Annotated in this window: 18 protein-coding genes; 11 read left to right on the top strand and 7 right to left on the bottom strand. The window is 52.4% G+C overall.

Annotated features, from left to right (window positions below; translation table 11 throughout):
- Window positions 1-73: 73 nt before the first annotated feature.
- Complete coding sequence (locus NST84_RS25640) at window positions 74-442, bottom strand: hypothetical protein (protein ID WP_342562921.1); 369 nt, start codon at window positions 440-442, stop codon at window positions 74-76.
- A gap of 68 nt (window positions 443-510) precedes the next feature.
- Window positions 511-984 carry a DUF2798 domain-containing protein gene (locus tag NST84_RS25635; protein ID WP_342562920.1) on the bottom strand — a complete coding sequence of 158 codons (474 nt, stop codon included), beginning with the start codon at window positions 982-984 and terminating at the stop codon, window positions 511-513.
- Between the two features lie 138 nt (window positions 985-1122).
- Between NST84_RS25635 and NST84_RS25630 the strand changes: the two genes are divergently transcribed.
- Together NST84_RS25630 and NST84_RS25625 are read left to right on the top strand one after the other, a co-directional pair.
- Window positions 1123-1539 (top strand): MarR family transcriptional regulator, encoded by a 417-nt coding sequence (locus NST84_RS25630; protein ID WP_342562919.1) that lies wholly within the window; start codon window positions 1123-1125, stop codon window positions 1537-1539.
- 461 nt (window positions 1540-2000) lie between these two features.
- Window positions 2001-3827 (top strand): APC family permease, encoded by a 1827-nt coding sequence (locus NST84_RS25625; RefSeq protein ID WP_342562918.1) that lies wholly within the window; start codon window positions 2001-2003, stop codon window positions 3825-3827.
- Between the two features lie 78 nt (window positions 3828-3905).
- On the opposite strand, the gene sdaAA is transcribed toward NST84_RS25625, so the two are convergent.
- From sdaAA to NST84_RS25605, 4 genes are read right to left on the bottom strand one after another with little or no spacing between them, the layout of a single operon-like run.
- Window positions 3906-4784: an L-serine ammonia-lyase, iron-sulfur-dependent, subunit alpha gene (gene sdaAA / locus NST84_RS25620; RefSeq protein ID WP_342562917.1), complete on the bottom strand. Its 879-nt coding sequence runs from the start codon at window positions 4782-4784 to the stop codon at window positions 3906-3908.
- Between the two features lie 41 nt (window positions 4785-4825).
- The gene (gene sdaAB, locus NST84_RS25615) at window positions 4826-5494 is read right to left on the bottom strand and encodes an L-serine ammonia-lyase, iron-sulfur-dependent subunit beta (RefSeq protein WP_342562916.1); all 669 of its coding nucleotides are present in this window, start codon (window positions 5492-5494) and stop codon (window positions 4826-4828) included.
- Entirely contained in the window at window positions 5484-6941 is a 1458-nt protein-coding gene (locus NST84_RS25610; RefSeq protein WP_342566522.1) for an amidohydrolase, read from the bottom strand. The genes sdaAB and NST84_RS25610 overlap by 11 nt, the downstream gene beginning before the upstream one ends.
- A 2-nt stretch (window positions 6942-6943) precedes the next feature.
- Window positions 6944-8230, bottom strand: coding sequence for an MFS transporter (locus NST84_RS25605; RefSeq protein ID WP_342562915.1), 1287 nt, complete (start codon window positions 8228-8230; stop codon window positions 6944-6946).
- 459 nt (window positions 8231-8689) lie between these two features.
- On the opposite strand from NST84_RS25605, the gene NST84_RS25600 reads away from it, so the two are divergent.
- Window positions 8690-10453, top strand: a complete 1764-nt coding sequence (locus NST84_RS25600; RefSeq protein ID WP_342562914.1) for a helix-turn-helix domain-containing protein — start codon at window positions 8690-8692, stop codon at window positions 10451-10453.
- A gap of 60 nt (window positions 10454-10513) precedes the next feature.
- On the top strand, window positions 10514-11254 hold the full coding sequence (locus NST84_RS25595; protein ID WP_342562913.1) for a hypothetical protein: 741 nt from the start codon (window positions 10514-10516) through the stop codon (window positions 11252-11254).
- Between the two features lie 98 nt (window positions 11255-11352).
- On the opposite strand, the gene NST84_RS25590 is transcribed toward NST84_RS25595, so the two are convergent.
- Window positions 11353-13674 carry a helix-turn-helix domain-containing protein gene (locus tag NST84_RS25590; RefSeq protein ID WP_342562912.1) on the bottom strand — a complete coding sequence of 774 codons (2322 nt, stop codon included), beginning with the start codon at window positions 13672-13674 and terminating at the stop codon, window positions 11353-11355.
- 201 nt (window positions 13675-13875) lie between these two features.
- Between NST84_RS25590 and NST84_RS25585 the strand changes: the two genes are divergently transcribed.
- The 7 genes from NST84_RS25585 (at window position 13876) to NST84_RS25555 (ending at window position 23467) form a co-directional block, all read left to right on the top strand.
- Window positions 13876-15393, top strand: coding sequence for an extracellular solute-binding protein (locus NST84_RS25585; RefSeq protein ID WP_342562911.1), 1518 nt, complete (start codon window positions 13876-13878; stop codon window positions 15391-15393).
- Window positions 15394-15504: 111 nt separating this feature from the next.
- A complete protein-coding gene (locus NST84_RS25580) occupies window positions 15505-16056 on the top strand; it encodes a CueP family metal-binding protein (RefSeq protein WP_342562910.1) in 552 nt (183 codons plus the stop codon).
- A 1215-nt stretch (window positions 16057-17271) separates the two neighbouring features.
- A complete protein-coding gene (locus NST84_RS25575) occupies window positions 17272-18840 on the top strand; it encodes an extracellular solute-binding protein (RefSeq protein WP_342562909.1) in 1569 nt (522 codons plus the stop codon).
- A gap of 119 nt (window positions 18841-18959) precedes the next feature.
- Window positions 18960-19928: a sugar ABC transporter permease gene (locus NST84_RS25570; RefSeq protein ID WP_342562908.1), complete on the top strand. Its 969-nt coding sequence runs from the start codon at window positions 18960-18962 to the stop codon at window positions 19926-19928.
- Window positions 19929-19958: 30 nt separating this feature from the next.
- A complete protein-coding gene (locus tag NST84_RS25565; RefSeq protein WP_342562907.1) occupies window positions 19959-20834 on the top strand; it encodes a carbohydrate ABC transporter permease in 876 nt (291 codons plus the stop codon).
- 17 nt (window positions 20835-20851) lie between these two features.
- Entirely contained in the window at window positions 20852-21973 is a 1122-nt protein-coding gene (locus NST84_RS25560) for a glycoside hydrolase family 88 protein (protein WP_342562906.1), read from the top strand.
- Window positions 21974-22129: 156 nt separating this feature from the next.
- Window positions 22130-23467: a glycoside hydrolase family 28 protein gene (locus NST84_RS25555; RefSeq protein WP_342562905.1), complete on the top strand. Its 1338-nt coding sequence runs from the start codon at window positions 22130-22132 to the stop codon at window positions 23465-23467.
- Window positions 23468-24085: the final 618 nt, after the last annotated feature.

Below are 24085 nucleotides of genomic sequence, written 5' to 3'. Positions count from 1 at the left end.
CAGTCCCGGTGCGAATGCATAGCACCGGGACTGCTTGTATGTTGAGGCAGGCTTACTTGATCGGTGTGTTCCTTTAGATCTGCCGTCCGTCCTCTCCTTTAAGCTCCTTGCGCAGCAGGTAAGCTTCGGCATAGGTAATCATAGCCTGGATAAACAAAAATAGCAGCTTATTCATCAGGGTTGTCTCGGCTGTGATAATAAGAACAACGGTGATAAACCCGGTCAGCAGCGCCAGTAAAACCAGTCCAACAGAAGGTTTACGGCTGCTACTTGTTCTAAACACATTCAGCAGCGTAATAAATACACCTTGAGCCAAAAAACAATTCGCAATCAAAGTGAAATTATCCCACATGCTGGATTCAAGCTCTGTGCCGAAAATATTAATAAGGATAAGGGCTGCGATTAGCGCGAAGAGTGAGATACCATCCTTTTTAGCAAGCATGGCACAACATCCTTTCATAGCAGTTTGTTATCCATTATTACCCAAAGCTCTACTGAATCAAGCAAGGACTAAACGCTCTGCACCGCTGCCTTCGCCGGATAGATTTTTGTAAATAAGAAACGGGCCAGCGGACCGACAACCAGCAGCTGCAGCGGCAGCGCACAGATGAAATTCAATCCGAGTATCGACAGATAATGACGGAAGAAGTTGTCTCCGAAACCGTAGTGTGCTAGTGTGCCATATAGGGACATGCAGAGGACCATACCGCAAACCATAAAGGACGAGATGGTCAGTACTTTTTTGATAACAGGATCGGATGGCTTAAGCAGCTTGAACGCCAGCCCTTTGGCGATTTTGCTGACCACAAAAATATCCAGCACGAGTGCGACTGCAAGCGCCGGCAGCAGGCCGACTGCAACCTGAAGAAAGACTTCATTTGTTGCGCCAATCGATATGATTACATTATAAAAGCTCATTCCGACGACCATCAGGAAGCACGTCATACTTGTGAAGACCAATGCTTCCTTTTTATTTCTGCCCATTATTCAAACTCCCTTAGCTTTAGGTTTTTTATGCTTCACTCATATTAGCAGTGGGGCGGATTATTGTCAACCAAGTTGACAATAATCCTGATGAACGTTCAAACTGGGAATTGTATTCTGATAACTGGAGGCCTTTTGATGAAGGAATATATCCTCGGCTTAAATCTGATAGATTTGGTCAGTGAGAAGCATAAAGTATTACGTGAAAAAGTAAGCAGCAGCAGCGGAGATCCGCTGAACCATACAGAGACGCATATTCTGGCCAAGCTTGAGCTGCACGGCAGGCTGTCTATCTCGGACATCAGCCGGCGGATCAGCATTTCCCGTCAGGGGGCGCAAAAGGTGATCAATGCCCTGCTGGAGCGTGGTTATGTCGAGACCGTCCAGGTGGAGGGGAACAGCCGCGACAAATATATAACGCTGACTCCGGAAGGACAGAAGGTGTGCGACAGAATGCTGGAGATCAAGCAGACAATTGAGCAGGAGATTGCCGCCAGAATCGGCGGGGATCAGGTTAAACTGCTGAAGCAGCTGCTGGCGGAGGACTGGCTGTAGGGGGAACAGAAGTTACAGGTAGCCGCTGCTATTTTCACTCTGTTTAGGTTCATTTGCGACAACGCAGGTCCCCCTGTAATTCTAACGGACTCAGGAGACGCTATTGCTTCCAAAATGGTCACTTTAGAATTCTAACGGACCTGTGAGGCGTTATTTCAGCGAAAAACTGCAAAACTGCCCCAATTACCGCGAATAACGCCGCTGATGTCCGTTAGAAGGTGAAACGGAACGATTACAGCGATAGTGATAGCTTATGCTGGGCTTATGCCCGCCTGAAAAACCTGCAATCCACCGCTCCCATACCGGGCTGTGCACTGCAGGTTTTTTTGCCGGAGAAGCGCGGGCTTGTCCCGAATGAAATCTGTTGCTTAACCTGATGGGGAAATGTATATTATGGATTGAATTTAATGATGGCTTCCATGGGTAATATAACTTTAAAAAAAAGTCAGGTGAGGCAGACGATGATCTCGGTAAAAAGATTCCTGATCGGACGGCCGCTGAAATCGGAGCAATTGGGCGACCAGAAACTGAACAAGACGAAGGCGCTGGCCATTCTCTCCTCAGACGCTTTATCCTCGGTTGCTTACGGACCTGAGCAGATTCTGCTTGTGCTGGTAACGATCAGTGCTGCGGCTTTTTGGTATTCCATCCCCATTGCTGTCGGGGTGCTTGTACTGCTGACTGCACTAATCTTATCCTACAGGCAGATTATTTTTGCTTACCCGCAAGGCGGCGGGGCTTATGTTGTGTCCAAGGAGAATCTGGGCAAATATCCGGGGCTGATTGCCGGGGGCTCACTGCTGGTCGATTATATTCTGACGGTAGCGGTGAGTGTATCAGCGGGTACGGATGCGATTACTTCCGCTTTTCCCAGTCTGCATCCGTATAATGTGCCCATAGCCATTCTGTTTGTACTGCTGATTACAACCCTGAATTTGCGCGGGGTTACCGAATCGGCGTCATTTCTGGCTTATCCGGTATACCTGTTCGTGCTGGCGATCTTTATTATGCTCGGCGTGGGCCTGTTCCGGATTGTGGCCGGCGACGTTCCGGCAGCGCTTCATACCCCGATTGGTACGCCGGTCGCAGGCATCAGCCTGTTTCTGCTGCTGCGGGCCTTTGCTTCAGGGAGCTCGGCGCTGACCGGGGTCGAAGCCATATCCAATGCCATTCCCAACTTTAAGGCGCCTGCCCCGAACAATGCGGCCAAGACGCTCGCAGCTATGGGTATACTGCTGGCGGTGCTGTTTGCTGGTATTGTCATTCTGGCGTATTACTACGGTGTAATCCCGAATGAGCAGGTCACTGTTGTTTCGCAAATTGCCGAGCAGGTCTTCGGCCGGAATGTTATGTATTTTTTCGTACAAGGGACTACGGCACTCATTCTGGTTTTGGCGGCCAATACGGGCTACTCGGCTTTTCCGCTGCTGGCGGTTAATTTGGCAAAAGATAAATTTATTCCGAGAATGTTCACCGTCCGCGGTGACCGGCTCGGCTATTCCAACGGTATTCTCAGCCTGGGAATTCTGTCGATCATTCTGATCATTGCCTTCGAGGGCCGCACGGAGCATTTGATTCCGTTGTACGCGGTCGGTGTATTCATTCCATTTACCCTGTCCCAGACCGGGATGATGATCAAATGGATCCGTGAAAAACCGCAGGGCTGGGCAGGCAAGCTGGCGATTAACACAACCGGGGCGCTGATCAGCTTCGTGGTTACGATCGTGTTCTTCCTGACCAAGTTCCCGCAGGTGTGGCCGGTGCTGGTTTTCCTGCCGCTGATTATTCTGCTCTTTTACCGGATCCGCAAGCATTATGAGACTGTGGCCGACCAGCTGCGCCTCTCCACCTGTGAAGAGGAACCGCTGGCGATTGAAGGGAATGTCATTATCCTGCCGGTGGCCGGGATTACACATGTCGTAGAGAACTCGCTGCGCTATGCACAGTCGCTGTCTGCCAGCCAGATTATTGCGGTGCATGTGCCTTTTGAACGGGAAGAAGAGCATGCTTTTGAAGAGAAGTGGAAAAAGTTCCACCCTGAGGTAAGGCTGGTGTCGCTGTACTCACCGTACCGCAGCATCATCCATCCCTTGATCAAGTTTATTGATACCGTCCAGCGCAAGGCGAACGAATCGCATTACCAGGTGACGGTGATCGTGCCGCAGTTCATTCCCAAGAAAGGCTGGCATAACATTCTGCATAACCAGTCCAGTCTGCTGATCCGTACGCATCTGCTGTACCGCAGAAATGTAATTATTACTACAGTGCCCTATCATTTGAAAAAATAACCGGAAAACACCTTCAGGCCGCCTCCTCTTAACGGGTGGTATCTGCTTGAAGGTGTTTTTGTAATGCAATTTACGAGGTCAGGAGCGCTGCTGCAAATCACGGGTAATCCGCCGTCCGGTCGGAGTCTGGGCCAGCCCGCCGCCGGCGGTCTCACGCAGCGATTCGGGCATGGCCGAGCCTACTTCCAGCATGACCTGAATAACCTCATCGGACGGGATGACACTGCGCACCCCGGCCAGCGCCATATCAGCGGCTCCAAGTGCAGTAATGGCCCCGAAGCCGTTGCGCACGATGCAGGGTATCTCAACCAGGCCGGCGACGGGGTCGCAGATCAGGCCGAGCGTATTTTTCAGGGCGAGCCCGACGGCGTGGATCGCCTGCGCCGGGGTACCGCCTCTAATGTCTACAAGCGCTCCGGCAGCCATGCTGATGGCTGACCCGACCTCTGCCTGGCAGCCGCCTTCGGCGCCGGAGATGAAGGAATTATTAGCGATAACATAGCCGATGGCACCAGCTGCAAACAGTCCGTACACCATCTGGTCGTCGCTCCAGCCGAACCGCTCCTGGCTACTGATCAGCACGCCGGGGATTATCCCGCAGGACCCCGCAGTTGGTGATGCAATAATCCGGCCCATGGAGGCATTCACTTCAGAAACGGCCAGGGCGTAAGTCATGGCCAGGCTGGCATGCTCTCCCAGCAGGGATGGGCTTTGCTCCCGGTAAGCCGCCATCCGGCGTGCGTCGCCGCCGGTTAGACCGCTTTTGGATACGGTATCGGTCAGGATTCCCTGCTCCACTGCCGTTTTCATAATTTGATAATATTCAAACATCTGCCGGAACACGCTGTCCCTGTCCTCGCCTGATTCCTGGCACTGCTCATCCAGCATCAGCTCGCCCAGGGTAATGGAACGGGCTTCCGCTAATCCGGCAAGCTCTTTTAAAGTCCGAAAGTTCATGATGCCGCTCCTTTTCGCTTCAATTTGGAAGGCTGTGCTGTTTACATTGCTAACAGGCTGATTTTCTGTACACCGGGGAGCCGTGAAATCCGGTCTGTAAGATCACGGTCAAGCATTGCGTCGCACTCCATAACCATCATAGCTTCGCCGCGCCTGCTCTGGCGGTCAACAGCCATGCGTGCGATGTTAATGCCGCTGTCCACAAGTAAAGCGCTGACTATGGCAATGACGCCAGGCTCGTCAAAATGGCGGATAATAACGGTCGGATAAGCAGCGGTCAGCTTCAGGCTGAAGCCATTGATCCTGACAATTTCAATATTTCCGCCGCCGATCGATGTGCCGGTCAGCGTGAAGGTATGGTCTCCGGCAGCATTAACCAGCGTCAGCTCGGCTGTATTGGGATGCGGGTAGAGCCCTTTACCGGGCCGGATACTGATGGTCATCCCGGCAGCTTCGGCATGCGCAAAGGCATCCGGCAGCCGGGGGTCATCGGTTGTCATATCCAGCAGGCCCCCTACAAGTGCTGTATCCGTTCCGTGGCCGCGGTAGGTGGCGGCAAAGGAGCCATACAGCTGAATATCGGCTGAGCCCGGACATTCTCCGAACATCTGCCGGGCCACGCGTCCAATCCGGGCAGCGCCGGCCGTGTGGGAGCTGGAGGGCCCGACCATGGCCGGGCCGATGATCGAGAATACATCTCTAAACCGCAAGCTCAGCCGCCCCTGTCTTGGGAGGGTGCACGTCTGCAGGTACGAGGCAGTCGTAGACCTCACCCCCGAGCCGCTCCTTGAGCTCGGCTTGCGCCTTCGCCACGAGCTCGGGATGCAGAAGCGTCTCGATAGCTGCAGCTGCCATGGCCTTGGCCGCCAGCAGCATGCCTTTGTGTGCGTAGGATGCTTTGCCCTGGGCCACTGTCTGCCAGGCATGCAGCGGGGTTCCGAATGCCATTGTGGCTGCTCCGCATTGGGCGGTTGGCACGTTCCAGCTCACGTCGGCGACATCGGTCGATCCGCCCATGAACATTTCCTTCTCGTCCGAATAAGGAACGATGAAGGTGCTCAGCGGCCGCTCGGCAAGCAGAGGCGCCAGCTTGGGACCGACCATCGCCGCCGCTTCCTGTTTGTTGCTCTCGGGCAAGGTTTCGTAAATCGCTTTGGCAAAAGCGTATTCCTCTTCACTGTAAGCTGGAGCATCCAGAGCGTTAAGATGCTTGAACAGTACCCGCTCCAATGTGCTGTTAGGAATCAGGTTGGCGCAGGCCCCCTCATAACGGAATTGCATCTGCGTGCCGGTCATCAGAGCGGCGCCTTCAGCGACCTTGACCAGCCGGGCGAACAGGTCGCGGACCTGTGCCGATTTCGGTGCCCGTACCAGATAGGTCACTTCCGCGTCAGCCTGGACCACATTCGGGGCAAAGCCGCCCGCATTCGTAATGGCATAATGCAGGCGGGCCTGGTCGAGCATATGCTCACGCATGTAATTGGCACCGATGTTCATCAGCTCGACGGCGTCCAGTGCGCTGCGGCCCAAATGCGGGGCGGCGGCCGCATGTGCGCTGATTCCCTTGAAAGAGAAAGAGGCATGGATAACGGCGTTCGAGCTGCCGTGCATCACTGCGTTCATAGCATGCGGATGCCAGGTGAAGGCAGCATCCACATCCCTGAAATAACCCTCGCGGGCCAGATAGGTCTTGCCGTAGCCGCTTTCCTCGGCGGGGCAGCCGTAGAAGCGCACTTCGCCGGCTGTTTCCGGATGCCCGGCCATATAATCCTTGACGGCGACGGCGGCGGCGAGCGCGCCTACGCCCAGCAGATTATGGCCGCAGCCGTGGCCGTTACCGCGCGGCTGGACCGGCCGGTATTCGCTGAGACCTGACTCCTGGCTCAGGTCGGCCAGAGCGTCATATTCGCCTAGCAGTGCAATAACAGGACCCCCAGAGCCTGCGCGGAACGAGGCTATAAAGCCTGTCGCAAGTCCGGCCACTCCCTTTTCAATACTGAAGCCTTCGGCCTCAAGTGCCCGGATTAGTACACCGGCTGACTGGTATTCATCAAAACGCGTTTCCGCGAAGCCCCAGATCTGGTCGCTGGCTGAAGTGAACACTTCTTTTTTACGCTCAATGGCTTCGGATACAAAACGGGTTAAATCGATGGTCATATTCATGAATGAAGACACCTCTTTTTCGTAGAATAGGGCATGCGTAGATGATCAGGTCGTTTGCGGCTCGGCCGGCAGGACTGGCTGTGTACGGCGGTTAAGAGCAGGGAAATGGAACAAATGACAGCGAAGCCGATGAGCATGAGGAAGGCAGTGTTATATGACCCGCCGGAGGCATCGACCAGAAAGCCGATCAGCATCGGGGTAAGGAAGCCGGCCAGCTGGGCCCCGGTATTGACGAACCCGCTGGCTGTCGCCGCAACGGTTTCGGGCATTGCTTTCACGGATTTGGAAATGATCAGCGTAGACACGAAGCCTGCGGCGATTCTGACGATAGTCTCATAGGTAATAAAGAGGGCGATGCTCTCCGCTGTACTCATCAGGTACAGGGAGGCGGCGACGATAAGTCCGAACACGGCAGATATTGTACGGTCTTTGCCTGCGGGAATACGGTCCATCAAGTAGCCGCCCAGCAGCATGGTGATGATGCCGATGAGGCCCGGAATGGCTGACAGCATACCCATTTCCTTCAGATTCAGTCCGCGCACATTGACCATGTACGTAGGCATCCAGGAGGACAGTCCCCAATTGACGGCATAGATGCTGAAATAGCTAAGGAACAGGCCCCAGATAATCGGGCTTTTCAGCACCGTTTTTAACGAAGCATTCTTTTTGGATGCAGGCGAAGAAATCTGAACGGGAGCGGGAGTACGGGCAGGTTCTTTGAGGAAGAAGAACATCAGGGCGGTAATGATAAGGCCGATAATGCCGAAGATGTGGAACAGGGTGCGCCAGCCGATGGATTCCAAAGCGAAGCCGGAGACAATCGGGGTAACAACACCCATAATGGCGCCGGAAGCGAGCATGACAGACATGGCGCTGCTCCGCTGGTTGACTGGAAAGTTGACGGCAATGGCCTTTGAGCCCGACGGGAAGAAGCCGCCCTCACCGATCCCGAACAGAAAACGGACGAGCACGAGGGAAACCAGAGACCAGGCCGAGCCGGTTATCATTGTAAAGACGGACCAGGAGAACAGGGAGAACAGGATTACTTTACGGTAGCCGAACCTGTCTGCCAGGGCGCCGCCGGGAATCTGCATAATCGCATAGCCGAGGAAAAAGCTGCTGAGAATAATCCCCTGCGAAGAAGCGCTCAGCCCTAAGTCCTCAGAAATGCTGACTACGGCGTAGTTGATGACGAAGCGGTCCAGATTTCCGAGGCACCAACCAAGAAACAACAGGGCCAGTATAATGTGCTTGAAATGCTTGCTGTGGATCACCTTCGACATCATGTTACCTTCTTTCTCATTAAATGTTATTTAAGTTCTTTTGTTATATCAAAATTACAGGATCAGTGGTTTCTTTACAATATGTGTTCTTATATAATAAAGTCTAATCTAATAGGAAAATATACATTGACAGGGGTGGGCGGAATGCAGGCTTTCTTTGAAAAAATGCTAAGTGAATACTTGGAGACCACGGGATTTTCCGTGTGGATCAGCGGAAACTGGACGGATTGGGTACAGGTTTATCACGCTGGAGACCGGAAGACAGCTCCGCCTGTCATGGATATCAGACTGCCTTTAAGGCAGGCGCTAATAAATGTGGAAAAGGATGATTGTACGTTAATATACCTGACATATGAGAATAATGTATGCATCGTAATCCGCATTTTTAGAAGATGGGAGCTTGCAAGGGGGCAGTTAGAGGCTCTTACATCTCTCCTGTACCCGTGTTATACCGAATTTATGGCAGTCAGACATGAGCATGCCCTTAATGAGATGATGAACAGAATCAGGGATGTCACTCAGCTGCTGGATTTGACAGAGCTGCTTGAACGGATTCTGGCGAGTGCGCTTGCTGTGATTCCATATGAAAGCATCGGTGTGCTGTGGAGCTATGATCCGCAACTGGACGCCCTTAAGGTAAAAGCCCGGGCAGGGGAAATGGGCGAAGAGATGCTGCGGATGCAAATGAAGCCGGGGGAGGGGATCATCGGTAAAACCTACGTCAGGGGGGAGCCGCGCCTATACGACAACATGCGCATTCTGGAAGAGGATATCGGCAATATGTCCGAGGAGAACAAGCGGCATCTGTATGCAGCTTATCAATTTGAGGATGTCTGTTCCATTATATCGGTGCCGATTAAGGTAGAGGGGCAAACCGAATGCGTACTGATTTTTTATCAAAAAGGGGCTGTTCCCCTGTTCGGCCGGGCCGAAGTGCGGCTGCTGCAAAGCTTTGCCGACCAGGTGTCCATTGCGATTACCAATGCGAAGCTTTATGCGCATCTGAGCGAACAGAACAAAGCGTTGATCCGGCGGGATGAAATTCATTCTTCTCTAATGAAACTGTCGCTGCAGAATAAGGGGGTCGGCTCAATAGTAGGCGAATTGTCGCAGGTCATCGGCCTGCCGCTGACCTTTGTGGACTTTATCGATAATGAATGGCACCCCCGGCGTACTGAGGCTGAAAAGGAGTGGGGCATGCAGCGGCTGCTGAAGCTTTACCAGTCCCTTAGTTCCCCGGATTACCTGACCGTTGTCCCCGGTGCACTGGAAGAACCTTCGCTCCATCTCTACCCGATTGCCTCCGCCCGCCAGTGCCTGGGGTATCTCATGCTCCGTTCAGAAGGGGCGCTCACAGCACTGCAGCTTATGGCATTGGAGCAGGGGAGCTCGATCCTGGCGCTGGAGCTGATGCGCAAGCAGTCGCTGGCTGAATTTTACTTCAAAAAAACGCAGCAGTATTTCAATGATCTGAGGCTGAGCAAGGAATCGGGAGAGTACTGGGAAAGGTCCGGCGAAGTTGGTATCGGTCCGGCTACCCGGATTTCGGTCGGCCTGCTGGAGTTTCCTGAACCCGCTGATCCTGCGGCGCTCAGTACGATATCGCTGCAGCTGATTTCTTTTCTGCGGGACACCATGACGCTTCCGGTAATGCCGGTGGCTTTCGGCAGTGAACGTCGGGTTACACTGCTGCTGATCTCACCGGAAACCTATGGAGCAGGACAGCTGGAGCGGAAGCTGATTACCTGTATTGCAGATTGGGTTAAAAAATCAGGGATGCCGCTATACGGCGGTCTGGGCTCCATCCGAGCCGGGATGGATGCGGTCAATACCAGCTACCAGGAAGCGGACAAAGCACTGGCTTACCAGAAGGCAAGAGGAGAGCTGTTAGTTATCCGTTATGCAGAGATCGGGGTCAACCGGCTGTTTATCCGGCAGCCTGCCGAGGATCTGGAAACGTTCATCGCTGAAGTGTTCGAGCCGCTGCGTACGGCTAAAGGACAAGCTGCTATGCTTGAGGAGACGCTGATTACCTATATGGCCTGCAGCAGTTCGGCCTCGCAGGCGGCAGCGGCGCTTCATATTCATATCAACACCCTGTATCAGCGGATCCGCAAAATTGAAGAATTGCTCGGGATGTCCTTTAATAGCCAGGAACAGCTGCTGCACCTTCAGCTGGCCTGCTATCTGCGGCAGACGCTGCCTCAAGGAAGACGACAGTAAAGAAAGAGTGGCTGTAAATCAGGTATAATGGACAGGAGACGGAGAGCGGGAGGAATGGCGTTGAAAAAGATAAAGGTACAGGCTGGTGCTTTCCGGCAAAAGCTGCTCGCTTCCGGCCTGGTAATGCTTCTGCTGTCTGCCCTGCTGCTGGGCGGCTGTGCCAGCGGAACAGCGCATGTGACGGTTAAGAAGAACGGAAGCCTGGAGCTGGCTTTCAGTATGCTGCTGAGTGCACGGGCGGAGTCGCTGGCCGGCGGCAAGCTGGAGGAAGTGCTGCGGGACAAGCTGGCGGCCGCAGGCATAGAGCTGGACAAGAGCCAAAGCGGTAAAGCAACGGAGTATAAGTTTTTTAAGACCTACAAGTCGTTTGAGGAGCTGCAAAAGAACGCCGGCAGTCTGGATATTATAGATACTGAAGTCGCACAGGCAGACAAATGGCTGTACACGCGTTATGAGGTCACGGCCCAGCCAAAGCTGAATGCCTACACGGATGAGATTATTGACAGCATTGGCAGCCTGAACGTGCCGGAATCGCTGGTCCGGCTGATGCTGCAGAATCTGGCGGTCAATTTTAAATTGACGCTGCCGTATAACCTGTACGGGCCTAACAATGCAGACACCCAGGAAGGCAACACCCTGACCTGGCGGATCAGTATGGCGGATACCGAGCCTGTCCGGCTGGTAGTCTACGTGCCGCAGGTGCAGAATATTGCCATCGCGGGCGGAGGCTTGGTGCTGCTGCTTGGCGCAGCGGCGGTATGGTATGTCCGGGTGAGAAAAAGCAGACAGGTGAAGCAGTAGTCACTCAGGCTGTCCATTACCGTCTATAGCGATTGTATAGGAGCCGCCGGCAGTTCAGCATTCCATGCTGAACTGCCGGCGGCTTTCGTCTGCCCGGATTAGTAATCATCTGGCACCGCCCGCTGCCGGAATGACGCATTCTCGCGGTATTGGCCCGGCGTCATACCCTCCTGCTTGCGGAAAGAGCGGATGAAATTCTGCGAATTGTTGTACCGCAGCCGTGCGGCAATATCCTTGATCGGCATATCGGTTTCCTCCAGCCATTTTTTGGCCATCTTGAACCGGTACATCGCCAGGTATTCGCTGAAATAATACTGTGTCTCCTTGCGGAAGACACTGCTGATGTAGTTGGCATTGTAATGCAGGCGCGAAGCGCATTCCTCCAGCGTCAGATCCTTATCGTAGTCATGCTGCACGATATCAATGATTTTCTCGGAAATGTTATGATACTGCGCATTCTGCCGGCTGTGAAAAATCTTGATCATCGGCAGAATTACAATACTCCAGAACCAGTCCTCGATCTCGGCAACGATATGCAGATCCGTCAGCTCCTCGAACAGCGAGCCGTTCACATGATAAATCTGATTCAGGCTGATCCCCGACTCCTGCATCATAATCAGGATGTTGCCCAGCAGCCGGTTGAGCGGAATCTGGTATTCCTGCGGCGACAGCCCGGGCTTAAAGATACAGCCGAACAGCTTATGCAGCAGCTCCTTCGCCTTATCGGCATCCGCCAGCTTGATGGCATCCATCAGGTCATTTTCAGTGTGCACCGGATAGTTCAGGTTGAGATAATGATTGCCTGAGTTGATATTTTCGTATTGGATAATGATGCCCTTGCCGAGTGTAATCCGGTATTTCAGCGCTTCCAGGCTCTCTTTGTAGGCAATAGGCAGCTTATCGATGTTGTGGAACGGCAGACTCATCCCTATACTCACCTGCAGCTTGAGGTAATTGTTAATTTCCTGCTGCAGATTCTCCGTGAAGGCGTAGAGCGTCCTGTGAAAAGCTTCGGCATCACCCTCCGTGCTCCCGATCAGCGTAACGATGGTGTGGTCGATGATAACCGGGGCCAGCCGTCCGCCCGGCGGAACCAGCTCTTCGATCATATTATGGGCTGCGAACAGCAGCAGATGGAGGTCTTTTTTGTCATAGCTGCTTTCGGCTGAATAGTCGATACTGAGCGTAATGACGGCCATTGTTCCCCAGTCGTCCACTAAAGGCCGGTAGCCGTACTGTTCCAGCTCTTCCAGCAGCTCACGTTTTTTGAGATTACCCTGAAAGGCCTTCGTCAGAAAAAAGGTACGGACCTGCCGGGTATGCTGGCTCAGCTCTTTTTCCAGCTGTGATTTGGACTGGAACAGATGATGCATCTGCTCGCCGATGGACTGGAACTCGTCCGTAAACCGGGCCTTGATTCCGGGACGGCGCAGCCCCATCTGATTCAGCAGCCGCTGGATTGGAGAGTACATCCGCCGCGAACCGAGCCACGCAGTCAGGATGGACAGCAGCAGCATGAAGGTGCAGATGAGCAGGGTATAGGTTCCGATTTTGGAGGATTCCTTGGTCAGTCCTTTAATGGAGGTCACCGACAGATAGGTCCAGCCGTTCAGCTGCGAGCGCAGATAAGTGACGGAATAATCCTGTTTGCCGATAACCGTCTTGAATTGTCCGTTTGATTTGCTCATGCCGGATACAAGCGCAAAATCATCAAAGCCGCTGGCCGCTGCCGGACTGCCGATCAGTGTTTTGTCGGGATGCAGCAGAATACGGCCCGATTCATCCAGTACAATGATGCTGTCCAGCGGATCAACCTCTGAATTGATGAAGTCCTGCAGGCTGCAGGCCGGAATGTTGGCGAGCGCGAGCCCGTATTTTTGCAGCTTATTGGTCGGCAGCTTCTTGATCAGACTGATGCTGTAATCGCAGCCGGTAACATTGACGCTCTCCTCGCTATAGAACAGGGAAGAAGGGTTCAGCACCCAGGAGGCCGAGTCCGGCACATTCATTAAATTGGCCAGCTGCTCATAATTGCGGTATTCGTTCAGGCGGTAGAGCCCGGAGTTTTTGATCATCCAGTTCTCACGCTGATTCAGCAGAATGACATCCTCCAGCTTGGTATCAAAGGACTGCATGTTGCGGATTTCGGTTCTCAGCTCGTTATATAAAATGAAATCGGTTACATTTAGCGGGTTATTCAATGCTTTTTTGAGCACTGATGAGTTGACGACCTGATTCAAAGTCTGATTGACAGTAGTCAGCTTATGCTCTACATTTGAGTTAATTTGTAAGATAAGCTCCATTTTGCTTTTGTTAACATTTTTTTGAATTTCACTTAAGGATGTGAGATAAGAGAACGAACCGATGAACAGTACCGGAATCGTGCTGATCAGAAAGGCAAACAGCGTTAATTTGCTCAAAAAGCTCAAGTGTTTCACAGCATTCAACACCTTTTCTTTAGTAGAAACAGCCTGCTTTAAGTGTATGCATCACGGAGGATAATAACAATAATCATCTGGTGCCGCAATAATCATTTTCTCTAATAATGACTGCTGTTTGAATATTTTTCAATAATTAGCAGTTATATTAAACTATACATAGCTTAAGAGGAGGACGCAGGAATGTTTGAAGGACTCATGCGGAGATTGGCAGTCCGGTATGGCTGTCTGCTAGGCTTGCTCCCGTTAATCGTGTTAGGTGCATGCAGTAATGCAGATTCTGCCCAGCCGGATCAGGCTCTGCCGCAGGTCTCCATTCTGGCTCCGCTGCATTTTCCGCAGCAGCCTTCGAAGGAAATCGTGAGCGAAATTGAGCGGCTGACAGGAGTGAAGCTGGCGATTACCTGGGTGCCCGAGGGCGTCTACTCGGATAAAATGAACACGGCGCTGACGACCAATTCGCTGGGCAAGGTCACTTTTGTCAAATTCACCGACTATAATCTGGTCAAAAATGCGGTCCGCTCCGACGCCTTCTGGGAGATCGGCCCTTATCTGGCGGACTTTCCGAATCTGCAGCAGCTGGACCCGGCTATTCTCAGCCAGACAGCGGTGGACGGCAAAATTTACGGCCTGTATACGGAGCGCCCTTCCTCGAGACAGGGAATTATTATCCGCCAGGATTGGCTGGATCAGCTGCAGCTCGGTAAACCGCAGACGCTGGATGAGCTGTATGAGGTGATGAAGCAGTTCACCTACAATGACCCCGACGGCAACGGCAAGCAGGACACGATCGGGCTGGTGGACCGCAACGACCTTGTCTACGGGGTTTTCAAAACACTGAGCTCCTACTTCGGCGCACCTAATAACTGGAAGCTGGAGAACGGGCAGTTCATCCCGGAGTTTGCTACGCGTGAGTATATGGACACGATGAACTTTATGCATAAGTTATATGAAGAAAAAATCATTAACCGCGACTTTGCCCTGACCAGCAAGGAGGTCCAGCGCGATAAATTTATCCGCGGCACGGCCGGGATTTTCATTGGCAGTATGACGGATGTGCAGCGGCTTTCGATTGAAGCCCAGGCCATCAACCCGCAGGCTGAGCTTACGCTCATTAACCGGATTAAAGGCCCGGAAGGGTACAGGGTATGGTCGATACCGAACTATAACGGACTGTACCTGTTCTCCCGGAAGGCGATTGCGACCGAGCAGGAGCTGAAGGAGGTACTGCACTTTTTTGACAGGAGTATGGATAAGGATGTGGCCAATCTGATGATGTACGGGATCGAAGGCCGCCATTACAAGCTGGAGAACGGCAAGGTGATCCTGCCTGAGGAAACCTCACAGCTGCGGGTCAACGAGGTCAATCCGCTTTATTCCCTGATGATCGCTGATATCAGCAACAAGAACATTCTGGAGGTCGCGCAAAAAGAGCAGCTGACCGCCCTGGCCGATCAGCTCAGCCGGGACAATGAGCAGTTTGTTGTGGACGATCCGACGCTGACGCTCAGCTCCCCGACCTATGATGAGAAGAACGTCGAGCTGTCGACGATTATTACGGATGCCACCTACAACTATATTATCGGCAATATGGATGCAGCAGCTTTCAATGCGGAAGTGGAAAAGTGGAAATCAAGCGGCGGCGCTCTGATTATGCAGGAATATGCACACGCGCTGGCCGGAGCGGAGAGCAGCAGGTAATGCGGAGCAGTGAACAGACAGGTATAGATGATGTATTTTTGTCATAGATTCGTCTAGTTTGCGGGTGCACTGGCTGGACTATAATAATAGGGACAGGAGGATGATTATTCCATGAAAAAGACAGTCGTGCTGACTGCCGGGTTAGCAGTAATTATTGCTGCAGGGGCCTACTTGTACGCGGGGAATGGCAGCCGGGAAGGTGCAGCTTCAGACGCTTCCACAGATACAGCAGCCCTGAAACAGATGGTGCAGGATTACAGCAGCCGCAGCCTGACCGCTGAATCAGCATCCATTTCATCTACACAGCTTATTGTGAAGGAAGCAGACGGAAAGTCTGCCAGCTACAGCTTGCCGGAGGACGAGTTCATTGTCTCCATTGCCCCTTATGTAAACAAGACGCATCCATGCGCCATACACAGTCTGACCGGGTGCCAGGGGGAAATGACAGAGGAGGAGTTCAGTGTATCGGTTCAGGATGCCGAGGGCAATCAAGTGATGGACAAGCAGACCGTAAAGTCCCAGCCTAACGGCTTCATCGATCTGTGGCTGCCGCGGGATAAAACGTACAACGTTACTATTGAGCAGGACGGCAAAAAGGCAGAGTCGGAAATCTCGACCTTTGAGCAGAATGATACTTGTGTGACTACGATGCAGCTGGGGTGAGGTTAGGCGAGGCAGTATAATTGAGCTTGAAATTCGGCTGGGCCCCAATCTTCTTGTGGGAAATGCGCAGAAGTATGGGGCCGGTAAGTAACATTAAAGATTAGCAGAGCGAGGGTGCTCCCTTTATGGGAGTGGCCCTGTTCTGCTTTTTTGGGGTTTTAGGGCAGAGGACAAACTTGCTTTCGTGCTCTTCTGTTCTTTGCCTCACCTCATCCGTCTCGCCCGCAGCATTGCCCGGTGCAAGGCTGTGTTTTGGCGGGGCGGATGCCAAGGGCAGAGAGTCTGACATTGGCGCTGTTTATTAGAGTGTCACGAGTGGCCAATGGACCGGAAGGCTGCCATGAATGCGTCTGGCTCTGTTCCTGGGAGCTTCGCTAATTCTAACGGACCCAGGAGACGTTATCCGGTGCTCTGCGCACGTTTTGGATTTCTAACGGACTCAGATGACGCTATTCATGGTGAAAAGCAGCAAAATGGACCTTTCAGCAGCAAATAGCGTCTCTGGTGTCCGTTAAACTCTGCGAGACTTCGAAATCCCGGAAATAACGTCATCTGATTCCGTTAGACTGGCGGAGTGAGTGCAAGCATCGGGGGTATGGGATTTCACAGTAACATTGACTTATACTCTGAGCAGCACCAGGGTGCTAATGGATCAGCAGCCAAGGGATTAGTGTGTTCAACACATAAAGCACCAAACCCAGTCCCTGCACTACGTAACTGTATATCGCACAACTATCTCCACAGATCGGTTAAACAAACTTGCATTCGTGCTCTTCTGACCTTTGCCTTGGCTTCATCGCCCCGCCCGCAGCATTTCCCCGCCGCAAATCCAAGCGGCGGGAACCGCCTTGCCCTCCCTTCACCCGGATAAGGTGAGAGGAAACTTCCGGGAAGGCGGGAGCAGTGGAGGGGAAGTTTGGAACTGAAGGAGCGGTAGCGTCCGCCTTTAGGTTTGGATTTCTACCGCGAAGAGCGGTTTAAATGAGGAAATCCAAACCTAACAGCGGCCGGAAGTTCAAACATTCCCCGCAGCAGCGAATAGCGTCACCCAATAGCTTTTAAACAAACCTTATCCGCCCCCATCACCCGATAATCATTTCCCCAGACTCCCCTCCAAAAGCCCCCATAATGAGTAAATGATTGTTTTCGTAACCTGGCCGGGGCTGTAGTGTGAGGCGTGTAACCAATTACAAGCCAAACGGAGGTCAAACAGGTATGACAAAAAAATCCTTCACCCTGCTTCTCAGCTCACTGCTGACATTCAGTATGCTGACGGCAGCGTGCGGCAACAACAACAGCGGAAATGAAGCGGCGGCTACTAAAGATCCAGGCACGAGCGGCGGGAACACAACCACGGCCGCAACTACAGAACCGGCGCCAGAGCCGGAGAAGCCGACAGAAATCAAAATTATGCTCCCGCTGAATACAGCGGAAACCCCGCCGGATACGATCAAGACCGAGCTGGAGAAGCTGACCAATACGAAGCTGACCTACCAGTTCTTCCCGGCCGATACTTATGAAGAAAAGCTGAACTCCTCCTTTGCCACCGGCTCGCTGCCGCAGGTAACGTACCTGAAGAACCAGACCACGTTCGTACAGATGAGAGAAGCGATCAAGGACGGACAGTTCTGGGAGATCGGCCCTTACTTGAGCGAATTCCCGAACCTCAACAAGCTGAAGCCGGAAATTCTCAATAACACCAAAGTAGACGGCAAGCTCTACACCCTGTACATCGGACGGCCGCTGGCCCGCCAGGGTATCATCTACCGCAAGGACTGGGCGGATAAGCTGGGCCTGCAGGCTCCGGCTAACGTGGATGAGCTGTTCGCGATGGCGCAGGCTTTTACTGAGAAGGACCCTGACGGCAACGGTAAAAAAGACACCATCGGCGTTGTGGACCGTAACGAGCTGGTCTACGGCGCTTTCAAAACCATCTCCGCCTGGTTCGGCACACCGAACACCTGGGGCGAGAAGGACGGCCAGCTGGCACCGGATTTCACCTTCCCGCAATACATCGATACGATGGATTTCTTCAAAAAGCTGCGTGACGGCGGCTACATGAACAAAGACTTTGCAGCTACAAGTAAGACAGATGCCGTAAATATGTTCGTCAGCGGCAAAGCCGGGCTGTACATCGGCGGCTCGATGCAGGACATCGACACCCTGAACAAGGATCTGATCAAAAACTTCCCGGATGCCGTGCTCGATACGCATAGTATGGTTGCCGGACCGGACGGAAAGTTCGCCCAGTGGATGATTCCAGGCTACAACAACGTAGTGCTGTTCCCGAAATCTGCGGTTAAAGATGAAGCTGAGCTGAAGAGCATTCTCGCCTTCTATGACAAAATGATGACCCCTGAAGTATCCAACCTGATGTACTGGGGTATTGAAGGTACCCACTATACCGTTGTAGACGGCAAGGCTAAACCTACTGACGACAAAGAGCTGATCGAACGCGAAGTCAAAGGCTACAAGGATAGCGTAATCGGTGAGTCCGAAACCAACGGCATGTACCAGAGCTATAACGTGCTGCCTGGCCGGATTCATGCGGAAGAGCTGCTTCTTGAAAATGTGAAGGTAGGTGTGGCTGACCCGACTGCCGCCCTGGATTCTGCCACTTATACGTCGAAGGGCGTAGAGCTGCAGCAGATTATTACGGATGCTACTTACAACTATATTTATGGACAGCTGGACAAAGCCGGTTTTGAAAAAGAAGTAGAGTCCTGGAAGAGCCGCGGCGGCTCGGCCATCATCGAGGAGTACAACGCAGTCTATAAAAAATAAGCGGAGCTCCTGAACAGCGTCCTACGGGGCATCGCGTGATACTGAAGGCTGGCGAAGCCGAGCCGTTTCGCCGGCCTTCTTTTAAAAGATAAGAGATTGAAACAGAAAGGGAGAGAACTATGCAGGATGTTACCGCTCAGCCGGGTACGGTCTCCAAGCTAAAGCCCAAAAGCTACAAGAGCAGCAGTGAGCTTAAAAAGCGGCTATGGAGAAACAAGTATCTGTACATCATGCTGATACCGGGTATATTGTTTTTCGTGCTTTTTAAATATTTGCCGATGTACGGCCTGATTATTTCCTTTCAGGATTATAAGCCTTACCAGGGGATTACAGGCAGTGAATGGGTTGGGATGGAGCATTTCAAGCGCCTGTTCACCGAGCCGGATTTCTTGAAGATTCTCGGCAATACGCTCATTTTGTTCGCCATGAATATTCTGCTTTATTTTCCGGTGCCGATTATATTGGCCTTGATGCTGAATGAGCTTAGAGGCAGCTTTTTCAAACGGTTTTTCCAGACGCTGGTTTATCTGCCCCACTTCATGTCCTGGGTTATCATCGTCTCCATTACCTACGTTATGGTTACGATGGACGGCGGGATTATTAACGAGCTGCTGAGTTACTTTGGCTTCGAACAGGTGAACTTCCTGCTGAATCCGGGCTGGTTCCGGCCGATGTACATCATCCAAATTATCTGGAGAGAAGCGGGCTGGGGCACAATTATTTATCTGGCTTCGATCGCTGCTATTGACCCGGGGCTGTATGAAGCTGCGCGCATGGATGGAGCGGGACGGATACGGCAGATCTGGCATATCACGCTTCCGGCGATCCGGAGTGTCATCATTACTCTGCTTATTCTGAAAATTGGTTCCGTACTGGATCTTGGCTTCGAGCATGTCTATCTGATGCTGAACTCCATGAACCGGAATGTTGCGGAAATTATCGATACGTATGTCTATACCGCAGGACTAAGACAAGGACAGTTCAGTTACAGTACGGCTATCGGATTCTTCAAGTCGATAATCGGACTTATTATGGTTATGTCTGTTAACAAATTGTCCAAAAAAATGGGCGAAGAAGGCGTTTATTAAGTTACTGAGAGACTGCGGGAGGAATGAAAGATGGTAGAGGACAGATCGCTGGGCGGGAGAGTTTTTGCCGCTATTAACTTTACGCTGCTGGCGCTGATTGCGCTGATTACCGTGCTGCCGTTCGTGCATGTGGTGGCGGGCTCTTTTACGACAAGTGCGGAGATCGCGGCGAGCAAGTTTGTGCTGATTCCGAAGGTGTGGAGTCTGGAGGCATATAAATTTATTTTTTCCACGAATACGATCTTCAAAGCAATGGGTGTCTCGATCGGCATTACGCTGATTGGTACATTGTTCAGTATGTTCATTACGGCGCTGATGGCTTACGGGCTCTCCAGAAAAGATCTCGACGGCCGCAATGTGGTTAACTTCCTGGTTGTGTTCACGATGCTGTTCCATGGCGGGATGATTCCGACGTTCCTGGTTGTAAAAGAGCTGGGGCTGATCGATTCCTATGCTGCGCTTATCCTGCCGTCGGCGATCAGTGCGTTTAACATGATCATTCTCAAAAACTTCTTCCAGAACATCCCCGAAGGCTTGGAGGAATCCGCCAAAATCGACGGCTGTAACGACTTCGGCATCCTGTTCCGGATCGTGCTGCCGCTGTCGATGCCGGCGATTGCTACGATTTCCCTGTTCTACGCGGTGACTTACTGGAACACCTATATGACCGCGATTCTGTATCTGGATGACAGTGCCAAATGGCCGATTCAGGTTCTGCTGCGGCAGATTGTTGTCCTGGCCAGCGGGATGGATCACAGCTCCACACTGGATGCGGCTGTTCCTCCGCCGGACCAGTCGATCAAAATGGCTGTTATCGTGGTAGCGACACTGCCGATTCTGATGGTGTACCCGTTCCTGCAGAAGCATTTTGCCAAAGGGGCTATGCTCGGTTCAATGAAGGGTTAAGGAAAGGAAGATGAAGGATGATAGGCAGTCTGCCGGCAACACCGATGGAATGGGCCCGCAAGGCCTGTGATTCATTAATGGATACTTACCGGGCGGGAGAGCTTCCTCCTGCCCACCGCTGGCACTACCATCAGGGCGTATTCCTGTGCGGGATGGAGCTGCTGTGGTCTGCTTCAGGTGAAGAACGTTATCTAGCCTACATTCAGGAGTATGTGGATGATCTGGTGGATAAGCATGGGAATCTTTATTTTGCCCGTGACGAGCTGGATGCGGTTCAGGCGGGGCTGCTGCTGTTCACGCTGCATGAGCGGACCGGCTTTGCGAAGTACAAGACTGCCGCAGACAAACTGCGGAATCTGCTGCGGACCGTCAACCGGACGGCCGAGGGCGGATACTGGCATAAGGATAAATATCCTTACCAGATGTGGCTTGACGGCCTGTATATGGCCGGGGTGTTCTCGCTGAAGTATGCGGATGCCTATGGCGAGCCGGAGCTGCGGCAGGCGGTGCTGCATCAGGAGAGGCTGATGCGTAAATATATGAAGGATGAGACAACGGGGCTCTTATATCATGCCTGGGATGAGAGCAGACGCATGCCTTGGGCGAATCCGCAGACCGGCTGCTCTCCCGAGTTCTGGAGCCGTTCACTCGGCTGGTACGGGCTGGCGCTGTCACAGTTTCTGACGCTGCTGCCAGAGGAGGAGCCGGGGCGGGCAGAGCTTGCCGCTGCACTCGGCGAATTCGTACAGGCGCTGACCCGTTATCAGGATAAGGAGAGCGGACTCTGGTATCAGGTGGTTGATAAAGGCAATGAGCCGGACAACTGGCTGGAGACTTCCGGGTCATGTCTGTTCGTGTATACGATTGCCAAGGCCGTAAAGCTCGGCCTTGCGACTGATGAGGCAGCGGCTATGAAAGCTGCCCGGAAAGGCTACGAAGGCCTAATTAAGGTGCTGCAGGAGGATGAACAGGGACGGCTGATTCTGCCGGATATCTGCATCGGCACCTCGGCAGGGGATTACGAGAATTACGTGACCCGACCAAAAGTAAGCAATGACCTTCACGGCGTTGGGGCGCTGGTGATGGCTTGTGTGGAAATGGAGTCGTTGTACGGGGTGACGACTGGCGGTACGGAGTAAGCGGCTGGTGGCAGGAATTGGAAATCTTGAATTGAAAAGAAACAAAACCAACAACGGCCGGAAGTCCAAACTTTTTTGGATTTTCGGCCAGATCTTTAATGGTGATATCACAAACTGTGTATCAGATTTGCGAATTAAGGAAAGGGGAGATAGAAGTTGTACAATATTGAGGATTTTGGAGCGCGGCGGGACAGCAGCGCGGCGGCGACTGAAGCTATTGCTGCTTCGGTTGCAGCTGCCATCCGGGATGGGGGTGGGACGGTTTATGTTCCCGCTGGCACCTTTCATACCGGAGCTGTACGGCTTGGCAGCAATATTGAGCTGCACTTAAGTCCAGGGGCGGTGCTGAGCTTCAGCACCGATCCGGCAGACTACCCCGCGGTGGAGGCCCGCTGGGAAGGCGTCGGACGTGAGGTGCATTCCCCTTGCATCTATGCGGAGGATGCCGTGAATGTGTCTATTACCGGGAGCGGAACGCTGCAGGGAAATGGAGCTCCCTGGTGGAGCAAGTTCCGGGAGCATCCGGAGGAGCTGGAATATCCGCGGCCGACACTGATCGGCCTGAACCGCTGCAGCCGGGTTACGGTGAAAGATATCACCCTGCTCAATTCACCGAGCTGGACGGTCAATCCGATTGTCTGCAGCAACGTGACAATCGACAATGTCAACATCCTGAATCCGGCGGATTCACCGAATACGGACGGCATTAACCCGGAATCCTGCTCCGGTGTGCGGATCAGTAACTGTCACATAGATGTAGGCGATGATTGCATCGCTATCAAAGCCGGAACCGAAGATACAGCGGAGCGAATCCCCTGTGAGAATATCTCCATCACGAACTGCACCATGGTGCACGGGCACGGAGCGGTCGTGCTGGGCAGTGAAATGAGCGGAGACATCCGCAATGTGACGATCAGCAACTGCGTTTTTAAAGAGACTGACCGCGGCATACGCATGAAGTCGCGGCGCGGGCGCGGCGGAACGATTGAGGATATTCGGGTCAGTAATATCGTGATGGAGGGCGTGATCTGCCCGTTTACGATGAACCTGTACTATTTTTGCGGGCCGAGGGGGGAAGACAAATACGTTTGGGATAAACAGCCGTATCCGGTGACGGATGAAACGCCGTGCTTCCGGCGGATACATTTTGCCAATATTACCGCCCGTAATGTCCATGCCGCCGCAGGCTTTTTGTATGGGCTGGCCGAGCAGTATGTTTCGGAAATCAGCTTTACCGATATCGATATTTCCATGGCTGAGGATGCTGTGCCCGGACAGCCGGATATGATGGCGGGGCTTGCGGATATGAAGCAGAGGGGCTTTTTCCTCGGCAACGTAAGGTATGTAAAGTTTCAGCATGTGACGGTCGCGAATCACGAAGGGCCTGCCTTTTATATTGAGAGTGGCGAGAATGTAGAAATCCTGAACTGCCGCTCCAGAAACACGGCCAAACCGGAAAAACTGATTGAACAGGTTGAGGCAGTACGCGGATAAGTAGAGGATTCATAGTCCAGTAAAGGTTAACTGTATAACAAGATTAATCGGAGCTGTGGCCTCATATGAGGCCATGGTTCTTTTTTATAGTCCAACTCCATTTTCATCCTGTAAAACCTCTTTTTTATTTCCGAGCAGCAGTAAATAAATAACAACTATAGAGATAAGCAGCAGGAGAGAGCCGCCAAGATAGAAAGAAGAATGGACGCCCGGATTCTGCGAAAATATGCCGAAAATGATCGGGCTTAGTAATTGTCCAATTCTGTTTACTGTCTGGCTGATGCAATGGTGATGGACCGTTCTTCCGGATCCGCACTATCCGCAACAACAGTATTACTGAGAGGTATCGCCAGTCCCATAGCGAATCCAATGATTATAGAGTTGATAAGCTGCAAAGTGAAGCTGGTACAGAGCGGGATAATACCAATCGATATCGCTAAAACTATGGAACAGAGTACCAATGCCCCAGTTCTGCCTTTGGCATGAAAATAATGTAATGATAAACTCGTAATTCGTAGTTTTTGGTACTCCCTTCGCTTATAAATGGAAATTAATACTATTTAAATATAGCTTCAGCTGTATTATTCCGGCTATAATCATTAATTCAGATCATGTATA

Origin of the sequence: Paenibacillus sp. FSL R7-0345, assembly GCF_038595055.1 — a bacterium.
Lineage (GTDB): Bacteria > Bacillota > Bacilli > Paenibacillales > Paenibacillaceae > Paenibacillus_AQ.
The sequence above is the reverse complement of the archived record's forward strand: the minus strand, read 5'-3'. Positions and strand labels throughout refer to the sequence as shown.

Excerpts from the sequence above, each read along its gene's own strand:
- NST84_RS25570 (WP_342562908.1), top strand. The coding sequence starts at position 18,960 with ATGCAGGATGTTACCGCTCAGCCGGGTACGGTCTCCAAGCTAAAGCCC.
- NST84_RS25580 (WP_342562910.1), top strand. The coding sequence starts at position 15,505 with ATGAAAAAGACAGTCGTGCTGACTGCCGGGTTAGCAGTAATTATTGCT.
- NST84_RS25565 (WP_342562907.1), top strand. The coding sequence starts at position 19,959 with ATGGTAGAGGACAGATCGCTGGGCGGGAGAGTTTTTGCCGCTATTAAC.
- NST84_RS25560 (WP_342562906.1), top strand. The coding sequence starts at position 20,852 with ATGATAGGCAGTCTGCCGGCAACACCGATGGAATGGGCCCGCAAGGCC.
- NST84_RS25600 (WP_342562914.1), top strand. The coding sequence starts at position 8,690 with ATGGCAGTCAGACATGAGCATGCCCTTAATGAGATGATGAACAGAATC.
- NST84_RS25630 (WP_342562919.1), top strand. The coding sequence starts at position 1,123 with ATGAAGGAATATATCCTCGGCTTAAATCTGATAGATTTGGTCAGTGAG.
- NST84_RS25575 (WP_342562909.1), top strand. The coding sequence starts at position 17,272 with ATGACAAAAAAATCCTTCACCCTGCTTCTCAGCTCACTGCTGACATTC.
- NST84_RS25610 (WP_342566522.1), bottom strand. The coding sequence starts at position 6,941 with ATGACCATCGATTTAACCCGTTTTGTATCCGAAGCCATTGAGCGTAAA.
- NST84_RS25635 (WP_342562920.1), bottom strand. The coding sequence starts at position 984 with ATGGGCAGAAATAAAAAGGAAGCATTGGTCTTCACAAGTATGACGTGC.
- sdaAA (WP_342562917.1), bottom strand. The coding sequence starts at position 4,784 with ATGAACTTTCGGACTTTAAAAGAGCTTGCCGGATTAGCGGAAGCCCGT.
- NST84_RS25605 (WP_342562915.1), bottom strand. The coding sequence starts at position 8,230 with ATGTCGAAGGTGATCCACAGCAAGCATTTCAAGCACATTATACTGGCC.
- NST84_RS25640 (WP_342562921.1), bottom strand. The coding sequence starts at position 442 with ATGCTTGCTAAAAAGGATGGTATCTCACTCTTCGCGCTAATCGCAGCC.
- NST84_RS25585 (WP_342562911.1), top strand. The coding sequence starts at position 13,876 with ATGTTTGAAGGACTCATGCGGAGATTGGCAGTCCGGTATGGCTGTCTG.
- NST84_RS25625 (WP_342562918.1), top strand. The coding sequence starts at position 2,001 with ATGATCTCGGTAAAAAGATTCCTGATCGGACGGCCGCTGAAATCGGAG.